The sequence below is a fragment of the Caballeronia sp. dw_276 genome, from assembly GCF_018449635.1.
Taxonomy (GTDB): domain Bacteria; phylum Pseudomonadota; class Gammaproteobacteria; order Burkholderiales; family Burkholderiaceae; genus Caballeronia.
This window is the reverse complement of sequence record NZ_JAAVUV010000022.1, coordinates 1-13,580: the sequence shown is the minus strand read 5'-3', so window position 1 is coordinate 13,580 and position 13,580 is coordinate 1. Positions and strand designations below refer to the sequence as shown.

Below are 13,580 nucleotides of genomic sequence, written 5' to 3'. Positions count from 1 at the left end.
CAGTGCACTGCAGGCGCCGCCGGTCAGATCGTCGCCTGCGCACAGTGGGCGTGCCACCACGTTACGCAGGCGTCGGCAAGGCACACGTCGGGATCGACAATGGACCGATGTGTGGGCGACGGCGCAATCATCGATAGTTCGGTGCAGGCCAGCACGATTGCGTCCAGCCCTCGCTTCTGCAGAACTTGCAATACGCGCTGTAGGCCGCGTGTCGCGGGGTCGCGATCGCCGGCCTTGACTAGGGCGATCATTTCTTCGATCTGCGCGACCACGCCCGGCTCGGGCTGCAGGACGTCGACACCGTGTTTGAGAAGCGGATCGGCATACAGACGCCCCTCGATCGTCGCGCGTGTCCCGAGAATCACTACGCTTCGGTCGCGCCTTTTGACGATCTGCGCCGTAGTGGCTTCAACAATGTCGATAAATGGCACCGTCAGGTGCGCGGCGAAGTAGGCGCGCCAGTAATGCGCGGTATTGCAGGGAATCGCCAGCGCCGCGCAGCCAGCCCGTTCGAGCGCGGTCAGATTGCGGAGAATCTCGTCGCGCACGCTCAGATCGAGCGCAAGAATCGCGGCCGAGCGGTCGGCGATGTCGGGGCACGACAACATCAGAAAGGGAAGGTGGTCCTGATCGGTGCGTGCTGGCGTGCGCTGGGCGAGCACACGAAGAAAATGGGCTGCGGCTTCGCTACCCATGCCGCCAAGCAAGCCAAGCCGTTCACGGGCAAGCGAATTCGCGTAGGTCATGACACGGGTCTCCGGGATGATAGGGCACAAGATGGGCCATGCATGGACAAGCAAGCGGACGAGAGGGGGTTCTTACGTCATTGCTTCTCTGGCGAAGCAATCTTGAACTCATTCGTGTCGATGCCGAGACGACGCATTTTGTCGTAGAGCGTCTTCTTTGGAATACTGAGCTGTTCGCTGGCGAGCGACGCGCGCCCCATACAGGTCCGAAGAGCATATTCGATAAGGTAGCGCTCGAATCCATTCAACTGCGCTTCCAGCGACAACTCTTCGCGAATACTTTGCTCGCCATTTGGGACATCTGCCCGATTGAGCATGCCGAGGGAAAATCGTTCTGCGAAATTGCGAAGCTCGCGGACATTCCCAAGCCATGGTCGCGACATCAATTCGCGGATCAACGCCTGGGGAACATCGGGCGCAGGGCGGTTATACGACAATGCGGCCTGCAAAACGAAATGTTCGAACAGCACTGGAATGTCTTCCCGCCGGTCGCGCAGAGGCGGAATTTCGAGTGTGACGACACCGAGCCTGTAGTAGAGATCATCTCGGAAATCGCCGTCCTGCGAGAGTTCTAAAAGATTGCTTTTGGTGCCTGCGATGATCCTACATTCCATTGGAATGGCTTCGTTGGAACCCACCCGTTCGAAGGAGCGCTCCTGAAGAATTCTCAGCAGTTTTGCCTGCAGCGAGCGCTGCATGGTTTCGACTTCGTCAAGAAACAAGGTACCGTTTTTCGCGTATTCGATCTTGCCGATGCGACGCTTGATAGCACCAGTGAACGACCCAGCCTCGTGTCCCAGCACTTCACTTTCGAACAGCATTTCCGGAATGCCTGCGCAGTTGATCGCGGCAAAATTGTTCGACTTCCGAAGGCCGAAATCGTGTAGTGAACGTGCGACGAGTTCCTTTCCGGTTCCTGTGTCTCCGAGGATCAGGACGCTCGCATCCGTGTCTGCGAGTTCTAGGATCATCCTTCGCAAATCGACGATCGCCCGCGACTGGCCGAGAATGCGCGACTCGATCTGGTCGCGGTGCTTAAGCGCATTCTTTAATGTGGCCAGCTCGAGCGTCAGGTAGCGCTTTTCGAGCGCGCGTCGCGTCACTTCGATCAGATAGTCCGATGAGAACGGCTTCGCGATGAAATCGTAGGCACCCTGTCGCATCGTGTCGACCGCGATCGAGATATCGCCGTGTCCTGTGATCACGATGACGGGAATCGTTTCATCGATCTGCTTGATCTGTTTGAGCAAGCTGATGCCATCCATGCCGGGAAGGCGCAAATCTGTGACCACGATCCCGGGGAATCCGAACGTGATTCGAGGCAGTACGCTTTCTGCGCGACTGAACGGCTGGACCTTCAGGCCATTTAGTTCGAAAGCTTGGACGCTACCCTTTCGAACGTCATCGTCGTCTTCGACGAACAGAACTGTTAAGGAGTCAATTGTCAAAGCTTGATTTCTGCCAGTTATCTTTAAATGATCAAAACAAAAATTTCTATAAATATCAAAACTGCGCTTTAGGATAACCGCGTCGCGTGGAAAGTAGACATTTAAAGCGAATTTTTGAAATCTTAAAGCGGGTTTCTAATCACCGTTTGACTGAATGCGGAAGCATTTCATTCAGCACATCTCGCTATCTCAGAGAGGCCCATGACACGCCGCCGCTGTCTCAATTCGATGTCATGTATGCTGCAATGACTGCTGTGAATACGGGAGATCGTCACACTTGCAGCACCTCGTCAAGTGCCGTGGTCGCCTCGTCTTATCTTTACAAAAAAGGTATTCCTCATAAACACCTAACGAAAGCTATTTGTCAGCCATCGAAACTTTTCTCCTTACACTCGATACTAGGGTTTGCTACGAGACTAACTAGAAGAGATACTGCGTTTATACGCTGGTCGAGCCAAACTTTCAGCAGCGTATCACGACTTGGAAAAAACTGTGCACATGCACAAGTGATCGCGCTGATCGCTTGTGCAGTAGTTCAATACGTACAACTCTGACCGGGTGTGCCATCCTAATTCTTATCCGGTCGTCATTGCCTAGATGCTATGTCACTTGCGTGCACCTACTTGTTTTCCAGCGTCTTCCGGACGATGTCGAGAGTTTTCGCGAGCTCTTGTAAAATGGATGCATTCAGGGGGATCTCGATAACGAATGTCGAGTTCCCACCACTGATCAGTCTCAACAGCATCTCTGCCACGTCGGATCGACTACCGACCAGATATGGGCAGTCCGCCTGACCCATGCGGTATGGTTGAAGCCAGACACCGGGTGCCATAAGCGCCGCTTCTGCCTGTTTCTCCGCTTCACGATGGAGACTGTGCTTCCAGAGGGCGTCGGTATTGCTCATCGATGCGGCGACCATCTCCGGACCGTCTTCGTCGATCGGAAAGAGTGCGGTCGCAGTGTCGCGAGCCTCATTCCAGCTTTCCGCGACTACCACACCGAAATGCAGCGCCGCACCGGGCTCTGCACGCTGATCGACCGACGGTGGAAGCATGCACATGCGTTGCGCGCCGACCCGGGTGGCCAGTTCCAACGCTGGACGCGAATGACCCGCGATGAACAGTCCCGGCGAAAACGCCTTGGGGAGCGCCGGTAGCAGCTGTAAATCGGCAACGCTATAGTGATTGCCCTCGAAGCTGACCGGACGTTGACTCGACATCAAAAGACAAAAGATCTCAGCGTATTCCTTCAGGCGACCGTAACGGTTGTCATGACCGCTGCGGTCGCCAATCGATTCGAGTTCTCCCAGTGACGTACCCGCGATAAGGTTCAGATGAACCTTGCGGCCGTAAATCTGCGCGATCGACGAAACCATCCGCGCAACGCTTAATGGATGCATGAACGCCGGGTTCACGGCGATGATGGGTTCGAGCGATTGACTTTGAGAAATGATCCTTTGCGCGGCCACCCACGGATCGATCGGGGTGTGAGTGCCGGTGAACAGGAGCACACCCGCGCAACCGGATCGATCGCTCCAATGCGTCAGGGCATCCAGGTCTTCACTGTAACGGCGTGCATCCGGTGTGCGCGGAATGACCGTAAATATACGGGGCAAGCGGTCGTAACCTGGCATCATTTTCCAGTTGACGTTGATGTTCGAGTGCCTTGAGTGCTTACTGTGTCGACCATTCCTGGGTCGGCACATGATCGCGTTCTCCATTCATGCGATTGTTCTCATCGACAAACACGAGACGGGGTTTCGCGCGGCCTTCGCGAACATCGTCGTCGTCGACGAGGGCGAACGCGGCAATGATGACGAGGTCGCCGAGTTGCGCGCGTCGCGCTGCGGACCCATTCAACGAAATCATGCCGCTGCCACGCTCGCCACGTATCGCGTAGGTGGTCAGACGTTCGCCGTTGTTGACGTTCCAGATGTCGATCTGTTCGTTCTCGACGAGACCGGCGGCCTCCAGCAGGTCTTCGTCGATGGCGCACGAGCCTTCGTAATGCAGCTCGCAATGCGTGACGGCAGCACGGTGAATCTTGGACTTGAGCATGATGCGTTGCATGATTCCACCTTATAGGACAAACGAAGGGCAGTTAAATGAATGGGTTGCGTCAGGGGACGGTCGACACCGGCCTCGGCACTATCATCTGCTGTGCAGGGAGCGCATGGCACGCGAACTAGCTGAAGCTTGTCGTGTAATTGTGGATGACGCATGAAGCGCTTTCCCCGGCGCGAAAAGAAAAAACAGCAAGTCATGCGAATTAGCGGCAAACGAACCGTGGGTTTCGATCGATACTGAATGCATGACGATCATTGATCCGCGTAAGTGGGTCAGTGAGGTTAGCGATGAAAGGGCAATCGATTCCGGCTGGTGCATCTCTGCAAGCGGTCGATCCCGCTTTTGGCTGAATGCACACCGCGCATCCTAGGAGATATAGGCGCACATTGTCTAATGGTTTTCAGCTTTTTTGATTGTTGGCTTTGCACGATTCTTGGGCCACGCGATACCGCTGATGTCGGTGTCACATTTTCCGTCCACATAAGCATTGCGTAGAAACCGAATCCGCACACTCATTAAAAACGGCGCTGCATTCATGGCATCTCGTTCGAACGCCAGCATACAGCCCCGGTGACCCTGTTCGCTATCTTCGACGAGCGTAAGCGTCGGTGAATGCTTCGCCACTGTCTTCAATTTTCATCTTCAATCGCCCTTCGATGCAGAGCGTGCATCACGCGGACGTGTTGTCTTCCATCTGCTTGCGCAACGAGAGCGGACGCATGTCGGTCCAGACTTCCTTGATGTAGGCCAGGCAGGTTTCCTTGTCGCCAGTCTGACCGACTGCCGTCCAGCCATTCGGCAGCGCCTTGTACGTGGGCCATATCGAGTACTGCTCCTCGTGGTTAATCACCACGTGATAGGTCTCAACGTATTCTTGCTCCGAAAAATTCTCGCGTTCCATTTAAAGTCCTTACTTTCAAAGATTCGCAAGACACGACGCGCTATGCGTTCTCTCACGATTTCAATCAGGAATGTCTCTGTATCGCCTGACGCGACTTCGAGTCTCAAGTGCTTTCGCGCGATTAGGCTAGCACGACATCGTGGGGTTTGTGTTGTCCTTCAGATAGATGAATCAAGCCGGCGTTTGCGGGGCTGAAATGCCTGGTGCGAGATTCCGCACGCATCTTTTTAGCTTTTAGCGGATTGCCGGAATCGCCAAGCGTCATGGCGCTACGTGACGAGTGGATCGCCCGCATATTCAATACGTTAGCGAATTACCGGAATCAGGCTGGATTGGCACGGAACTTGAGATGTTTCCTTCGCCATGCGGCGACGATGGAGACAGATGCCGCATGTTCCGGTTCGACACTGCTGATAAAGGTAACGATGACGATTGAGCTTGAGGACGGGACACTGCGAAAGACAGTGAAGCAAAAGCAACCTGGCATTGTCGAGACATTGCGAAGCAGAGCGGGCAAGCAAGGGCGCCATACCGCCTTCTCTTTCATGGAGTCGGGCGACGGGATTACTTCAACGCTAAGTTACGCAGCGCTGGACTCAGCGGCACGTTCGATCGCCCGTCATCTGGCCAATCGGTACGAACCGGCGGAGCGGGTTGTCATCGTTCTGCCGCCGGGACTGCCGTATATTTGCGCGTTTTTTGGCTGTCTTTATGCCGGCATGATCGCAGTCCCGGCGCTGCCTCCGACGACCGCACGAAGTATCGGTCGACTGGAAGCCATTGCGAAAAACGCCCAGCCACGCGCCGTGCTCGCGTTGCCCGAGGTCATTGCGGCGCTTAACAAGCTCGATGCCGGCAGTGTGCTGCGGCGAGCCGACTGGCTCGCGGTGGACGAGCTGATGGGCCATGCCGGCGATTGGCTGCCCCGGGCCGCCGCGGCGAGTGATGTGGCATTCCTGCAGTATACGTCGGGCTCGACGGGCACGCCGAAGGGTGTGATGGTCAGCCACGGCAACATTGCGGCGAACGTCGCCGCGATCCGGGACACGTTCGAACTGCGGCCCGGGCACGTGGTTGTGTCGTGGTTGCCGCCGCATCACGACATGGGCCTGATCGGCAAGATCCTGCTGCCGGTGTTCGCCGGCTGTCATTGCATCCAGCTTCCGCCCGCCGCGTTTCTTGCGCAGCCGCTGCGATGGTTGCGTGCGCTCTCGGAGCATCGTGCCTACATCACGAGTGCGCCGAATTTCGCCTACGACGTCTGCGTCGACAAGGTGAGCGAGGCCGAGCGCGCATCGCTCGACCTGTCCGGCCTGCGTTTTGCGCTGAATGGCGCGGAGCCGATCCGCGCATCGTCCCTGCGGCGCTTTGCCGATGCCTTCGCGGGCGCCGGCTTCTCGCCCACGGCGCTGACGCCGGTGTACGGTCTCGCCGAAGCGACGCTGTTCGTGACGGCGCAAACCGCGGGCACGACGCACATGATCGAGCCGCCGCCAGCGACGCCGCCGGCTGACGGCGACGATGACTTGCACGCGCCTGGCTACGAAGTGTTCGACGAGATACGCATCTCGGTGGGCAAGCCAGCAGCAGTGCAAGATTGCGAGGTCGTGATCGTCAATCCTGCCAGTTCGCGCCGCTGCGCAGAGGGCGAGACCGGCGAGATCTGGATCGGCGGCGCGTCGGTTGCGCTCGGCTACTGGGACAGCCCTGCGCAATCCGCGGCTACCTTTCGTGGCGCGATCGCGGATCAGGCGGGTGCTCCCGCCCACTATCTGCGCACGGGGGATCTCGGCTTCCAGCGTTCGGGGGAGCTCTACGTGACGGGCCGCATGAAGGATCTGATGATCTTTGGCGGCCGGAACGTCTATCCGCAGGATATCGAATCGACTGTCGAGCGACTCGACGCCAACTTCCGCATCAACGGGTGCGCGGCGTTTTCGATCGATGCGGCGCGCGGGCCGCGACTCGTGCTCGTGCAAGAGGTGCTGCGCAGACAGCGGCTCGATCTGTCCGAGCAGGTGGGCCGGATCCGTGAGGCCGTGGCGGATGAGCATGACATCCTCGATATCGCGGCTATCGTGTTCGTCAGGAGCGGAGCCATTCCACGCACGTCGAGCGGCAAAATCCAGCGTTTTCTTTGCAAGCGGCGGTTCTTGTCGAATGAGATGACGGCCGTGATGGCCTGGTATGCCGAAGCGACGACGCGCGGCGACGCCGGCGATAGGACCGTCGGCGACGCCGCCCCGGCGACGCGGACCGAAGCCGCTATCGCATCGGTCTGGAGCGAGGTGCTCGGCACGGCGGAGCTCTCGGTCGAGCAAAGCTTCTTCGAACTCGGCGGCCAGTCGATCCTGGCCACCCGGATGATCGCGAATCTGAACGAACGCCTCGGCAGCTCGGTCGGCCTGCGCGATTTGTTCGATGCGCCCACCATCCGCGCTCTGGCGAGCCGTATCGATGCCGCACGCGAGGAGGTTGACGGAGTGTCCCGAACAGAGCACGTGGGTGAGGGGTTCGAGCTGGCCTTGCCGCCCACCTCTGCACAAGCGGAGTTGTCGTTCGAACAGCAGCGCATGGTGTTCCTCGAACACCTGCAACCGGCGGCCGGGACTTATAACATCGCGGCGCGTGTCGATCTCGCCGGTGTGCTCGAAACCGATGCACTACGAGCAGCATTGAACGAGATCGTCGTCAGGCACGAGGTGCTGCGGACCCGCATCGTCGAGGTCGATGGTAGGGCAATACCGGTCGTCGTACCATCGCAGGCGTTCGATCTGCTGGTCGAGGATGTGAGCGGCACCGATTTGTCGGTACGCGACGCCCGTGTGAGCGCCGTTTGTGAAGATGCCGTACGGCGTGGTTTCGATCTGTCGGACGCGCCACTGCTTCGCGCGGCTCTGCTGCGCACGGGCGAGACAGCGCATGTGCTGGTTATCGCGATGCATCATGCCGTCACGGACGCGTGGTCGATGGGCGTATTCGCCGACGAACTGGGCGCACTCTACGCCGCAGGCGTGCAGGGCACCGTGCGGACGCTGCCCGCGCCCGACATGCAGTATGCCGATTACGCGCAATGGCAACGTCAGTGGCTGACGGGCACGCGTCTGCAACACCAGCTCGACTTTTGGCGCGCGCGGTTCGCAACGCTGCCGCCGGCGCTCGACCTGCCGGTGCGACGCATGCAGGCCTCGGCACTGCCCGTAACGCTGACCCCGGCCATCCACGCGTTCGAGGTGGATGTTCCGACCACGCGGTCCTTGCATGACCTCGGGCAGCGTGGACACAACACCTTGTTCGTGACGCTCGCCTCAGCGCTCGGCATCGTGCTGTCGCGCTACGCTTCCCAGTCCGATATAGCGATAGGCACCTTCGTCGCGAACCGTCGGCTGGCGAGCACGCATCGTTCGGTCGGTTTTTTTGTCAACACGGTTGTGTTGCGCGTGCATGTCGACGACACCGAGCGCGTAGGCGACTACATGGCTCGCGTACGCGAATCGACGCTCGATGCACTGTCCCATCAGGACGTCCCTTTCGAGCAGGTCTTGCAAGCCGTGCGCGCCGATCACCAGGCCGGGCTCGCGTCGCTGTTTCAGGTCATGCTGGTGCTGCAGAACAGTCGTCGTGACGCGCTGTCCTTGCCGGGGCTGCAGGTCGAGGTTGCGCAGATTCCGAATCCGGCCGCGCATTTCGACCTGACGCTGACCGTCGAGGAAGTGGACGGGAGTTTGCAGGCCGGTTTCGAATACGACGCCGGCCGTTTCGACTCAGCGACGATCGAACGGATGGCCGGGCACTTCGTTCGCCTGCTCGGTGAGCTTGCCGTGCAGCCCGCTGCGCGCATCGGCGAACTGCCGATGCTGGCGCCGGCGGAGCACGCGCAAGTGCTGCGGCAATGGAACGATACCGCGACGTGTTATCCGGACGACCAGACCTTGCAGGCGCTGTTCGAGGCGCGCGCCGCGGCCACGCCGGGTGCACCGGCTGTCGTGTGCGGCAGCGATTCGCTGGATTACGTCGGACTCAACGCGCGGGCCAATCGTCTGGCCCATCACCTGCGTATGCTAGGTGTCGGCCCGGACGTGCAGGTGGGGATCTGTATCGAACGCTCGGTCGACATGATCGTCGCGCTGCTAGCTGTGTTGAAGGCCGGCGGCGCCTATCTGCCGCTCGATCCCGCCTATCCGCGCGAGCGGTTGGCGTATCTCGTCGCGGACGCGGCGCTCGCAGTCGTACTGACCCAGTCGACACTGCGCGACAGCCTGCCACAGGGCCTCCATGCGCTGGTGTGCCTCGATACCGATCACGCGATGCTGGCTGCGCTGCCGCCGGAGAATCTGCCGTCGATGACGCGGCCGGGTCACCTGGCCTACGTGATTTATACCTCGGGCTCCACCGGCGCGCCGAAGGGCGTGCTGAACACGCATCAAGGCGTCGTCAATTATGTGTTTGCGCATCGGCGCGCCACGGCACTCAGCGAGCGCGACCGTGTCTTGCAATTCGCGTCCCTGAATTTCGACGCCTCGGCGGAGGAGATCTTCTCATCGCTGAGCGCGGGGGCGTGTCTCGTGATCCGCGCGGGTGGTGTGTATGGCGAGGAGCAGTCGCTCGACGCGCTGATCGAACGCTATCGGTTGACGGTGGTCAACCTGCCGACCGCGGTATGGCATCAGTGGACCGCTGAACGGTCGGCACACCGCGCTCTGCCCGACAGCGTGCGGCTGGTCGTGATCGGCGGCGAGAAGGCGCTGCCCGAGCGTTGCGAAGCGTGGGCTGCCATTCCCGGCGCGGCGCGGGTCACGCTGCTCAATACTTATGGGCCGACCGAGACGACCATTTGCGCCACCACCTTCGACGTATCGCGGTGGGACCGCAACGGCGAGGCCGACGTGCCGATCGGCCGGCCGATCGACAACGTGCAGGCGCTGATCCTCGACAGGCAAGGCGAGCCCGTACCGCTCGGCGTGGTTGGTGAATTGCATGTCGGCGGCGCGGGGCTTGCACGTGGTTATATGAACCGCGCAGACGCGAGCGCGGAGAAGTTCGTACCGAACCCGTTCGGCGAGCCGGGCAGCCGGCTTTACCGCACCGGCGACCTTGCGCGGCATCGGCCAGACGGCAATCTCGAGTATGTCGGGCGCGTCGACCATCAGGTCAAGATTCGCGGATTCCGTATCGAACCGGGCGAGATCGAAGCAGCGCTCGCGGCACATGAGCTTGTGCGCGAAGCAGTCGTACTGGCACGGGATATCGCGGATGGCGATCTTCGGCTCGTCGCCTATGTCGTGGCCGACGGTGAACTGGCCGGCAAACCGAGCCTCTTCGATAAGGTCGGCCTGCGCACGCATCTGCAACGGACGCTGCCGGACTACATGGTGCCCTCGTATTTCGTTGTGCTCGAGCGCTGGCCGCTGACGCCGAACGGCAAGCTTGATCGCGGCGCGCTTCCGGCACCTGAGACCCATCGGAATGAGCGCACCTTTGTCGAGCCGCGCACGGACACCGAACGGGGGCTGGCCGCAATCTGGGCGGTGGTGCTCGGCACGGACCGTGTCGGTGCACGCGATGATTTCTTCGCGCTGGGCGGTCATTCGCTGCTGGCGACCCAGGTGATGTCGCGGCTGCGTGCCGAGTTCGGCATTGAACTGCCGCTGCGCGCGTTGTTCGATACACCGTTGCTGGCCGACCTGAGCGACAGGATCGATGCGCTCCGTCAAGCGGGCGCGACGGCGGCGCTGCCGCCCATCGAGCCGCTGGACCGCGCGCGCGGCGCCCTCGAGCTGCCGCTCTCGTATGCCCAGCAGCGGTTGTGGTTCCTAGACCAGCTCGAGCCGGGCAATGCGTTTTATCACATCCCGGCCGCTGTAAGGCTGCGAGGCCGGCTCGACATCGCGGCGCTGCATCGGGCGTTGAATGGCGTCGTGCGCCGTCACGAAAGCCTGCGCACGTCGTTCGTGACGCGCGACGGCCTGACCGTGCAGCGGATCGAGGAAGCGCGTGCACTCGAATTGCCGCTGATCGATCTCACGGCATGGTCCGGGGTCGCGCGCGATGAGCGCCTGTCCGCTGAACTCGCGCGGCATGCCTACGCTCCATTCGTCTTGTCGGCGGGGGCCTTGATCCGTACCGTGCTGATCCAGCTCGCCGGCGACGAGTACGTGGTGGGACTGGCCGTGCATCACATCGTCTCGGACGGCTGGTCGATGGGCGTGCTGGTGCGCGAAGTGGCGGCGCTGTATGCAGCGTTCGCGCAGGGCGAGCCGTCGCCGCTCGCTCCCGTGACGGCTCATTACGCCGATTATGCGCACTGGCAGCGAACGTGGCTCAACGGCGAGGTACTCGAGCAGCAACTGGACTACTGGCGCACGCGGCTCGCCGATGCCCCCGCCCTGTTGACGCTGCCGACCGACCGGCCGCGTCCGGCGGTGCAGCGTCATCGCGGCGCGCTGCATCGGTTTCATATCGATGCGGCGACTACGACAGGCCTGCGAACGCTCGCGCGGCCTGCACGGGGCACGCTGTTCATGACGCTGACGGCGGCGTTCGGTGTGCTGCTCTCGCGCTACGCGTCGCAGGACGACATCTGCATCGGCACGCCGATCGCGAATCGCCGCCATGCGCAAACGGAAGATCTGATCGGCTTTTTCGTAAACACGCTGGTGTTGCGTCAGCGGATCGCCGCGCACGAACCGTTCATGGCGCTGCTGGCCCGCACGCGCGAGACGACGCTCGGTGCCTATGCGCACCAGGACGTGCCGTTCGAGAAGCTGGTGGAGGAACTGCAGCCGCAGCGCAGTCTGGGCCATGCGCCGTTGTTCCAAGCGATGCTCGCATTGCAGAATGCACCGGCCGGTGAGATGTCGTTGCCGGGTCTGCGTCTCGAACCGGTCGACGCGGAAGCGACGACGTCGAAGTTCGACCTGACGTTGAACGTCGACGAGCTAGACGACACGTTGCAGACGAGCTTCGAGTACGACACGGACCTGTTCGATCACGCGACGATCGGGCGCATGGCGGGGCATTTCACGAGGCTGCTGGAATCGGTGGTGGCACAGCCGCAGGCGCGCGTCGGCGAACTGTCGATGCTCGCGGATGACGAGCGCGAACAGCTTGCGGTGACCTGGAACGCGACGGCCGCGCCGTATCCGGCCGGGCAAACCGTACACGCGCGGTTCGAGGCACAGGTCGCCCGCACGCCGGCCGCGATCGCGGTGGCCGACGAGCGCGAAACACTGAGCTACGCCAAGCTGAACATGCGTGCGAACCGTCTCGCGCATCACCTGCGCGAACTGGGCGTGGGCCCGGACGTGCTGGTCGGGCTGTGCATGAAGCGTTCGGTTGCGATGGTGGTGGCCTTGCTGGGGGTTCTGAAGGCGGGTGGCGCCTATGTGCCGCTCGATGCGACGTATCCGGCGCAGCGCCTTGCGACGATGCTCTCGGACGCACGCCCGGCAGTGGTGCTGACGCACTCGCCGCACCATGATGTGCTGGCGGGGCTGGCGAAGACGGCGGCCGGGCAAGCCTGGCGCACGGTCAATCTCGATGACGAAGCCGCGCTACGTGCGCATGCGAGCATCAATCCGCCGCCGCTATGCCTGCCGCAACATCTGGCCTACGTGATCTACACCTCGGGTTCGACGGGCGTGCCCAAGGGCGTGGGGCTCGCGCACGAGGGCGTGGTCAACCGCCTGCACTGGATGCAGTCGGTCTGGCCGCTGGATGCCTCGGACGTGGTGTTGCAGAAGACGCCGTTCAGTTTCGACGTGTCGGTATGGGAGTTCTTCTGGCCGCTGTTGCACGGAGCGAAGCTGGTGATGGCCAGCCCGGGCGGGCATCAGGATGTCGACTACCTCGTCGACGTGATCGCGCGCGAGGCGGTCACCACGATCCATTTTGTGCCGCCGATGCTAGAGGTGTTCCTGACGAAAGCCACGGCAAGCGACATGCCGACGCTCACGCGGGTGATATGCAGCGGGCAGGCCTTGCCGAAATCGCTGCAGCAGCGGTTCTTCGCCCGCTTCGCTGCAGTCGAACTGGTCAACCTGTACGGTCCGACAGAAGCGTCGATCGATGCGACCTGGTGGCGTTGCGATGCTGGCTCGGATCTGGCGGGTGTCCCGATCGGCAAGCCGATCGCGAACATGCGGACGCTGATCCTGGACCCGCAGCAGAACGTGGTGCCGGTGGGTGTGGCCGGGGAACTGTATATCGGCGGTGTGGGGTTGGCGCGCGGCTACCTGAACCGGGCGGACCTGAGCGCGGAGCGCTTCGTACCCGATCCATTCGGCGAGCCGGGGAGCCGGATGTACCGCACAGGAGACCTGGCGCGCTATCTGGCGGACGGCGAGATCGACTATCTCGGCCGGGCTGACCATCAGGTGAAGGTGCGGGGCTTCCGGATCGAGCCGGGCGAGATCGAGGC

At 61.3% G+C, this 13,580-nt stretch carries 6 protein-coding genes; 1 reads left to right on the top strand and 5 read right to left on the bottom strand.

Annotation, left to right across the window (positions count from 1 at the left end; all coding sequences use genetic code 11):
- Positions 1-23: 23 nt before the first annotated feature.
- From HB633_RS29845 to HB633_RS29825, 5 genes are all read right to left on the bottom strand, one after another.
- Complete coding sequence (locus tag HB633_RS29845) at positions 24-746, bottom strand: amino acid racemase (protein WP_213781730.1); 723 nt, start codon at positions 744-746, stop codon at positions 24-26.
- Between the two features lie 77 nt (positions 747-823).
- On the bottom strand, positions 824-2,194 hold the full coding sequence (locus tag HB633_RS29840; protein WP_213781729.1) for a sigma-54 dependent transcriptional regulator: 1,371 nt from the start codon (positions 2,192-2,194) through the stop codon (positions 824-826).
- Between the two features lie 619 nt (positions 2,195-2,813).
- Positions 2,814-3,914, bottom strand: a complete 1,101-nt coding sequence (locus HB633_RS29835) for an LLM class flavin-dependent oxidoreductase (protein ID WP_213781728.1) — start codon at positions 3,912-3,914, stop codon at positions 2,814-2,816.
- Entirely contained in the window at positions 3,868-4,263 is a 396-nt protein-coding gene (panD, locus tag HB633_RS29830; protein WP_213781727.1) for an aspartate 1-decarboxylase, read from the bottom strand. Before panD ends, HB633_RS29835 begins: the two co-directional genes overlap by 47 nt.
- A 667-nt stretch (positions 4,264-4,930) precedes the next feature.
- Complete coding sequence (locus HB633_RS29825) at positions 4,931-5,161, bottom strand: MbtH family NRPS accessory protein (protein ID WP_213781726.1); 231 nt, start codon at positions 5,159-5,161, stop codon at positions 4,931-4,933.
- 425 nt (positions 5,162-5,586) lie between these two features.
- Here HB633_RS29825 and HB633_RS29820 point away from each other — a divergent pair.
- Positions 5,587-13,580 (top strand): non-ribosomal peptide synthetase (locus HB633_RS29820; protein WP_213781725.1); only part of this gene is annotated, 7,994 nt, incomplete at its 3' end.

Bases quoted from the DNA above. Each gene is read 5' to 3' on its own strand.
- HB633_RS29845 (WP_213781730.1), bottom strand. From the start codon at position 746: ATGACCTACGCGAATTCGCTTGCCCGTGAACGGCTTGGCTTGCTTGGC.
- HB633_RS29835 (WP_213781728.1), bottom strand. From the start codon at position 3,914: ATGGAGAACGCGATCATGTGCCGACCCAGGAATGGTCGACACAGTAAG.
- panD (WP_213781727.1), bottom strand. From the start codon at position 4,263: ATGCAACGCATCATGCTCAAGTCCAAGATTCACCGTGCTGCCGTCACG.
- HB633_RS29825 (WP_213781726.1), bottom strand. From the start codon at position 5,161: ATGGAACGCGAGAATTTTTCGGAGCAAGAATACGTTGAGACCTATCAC.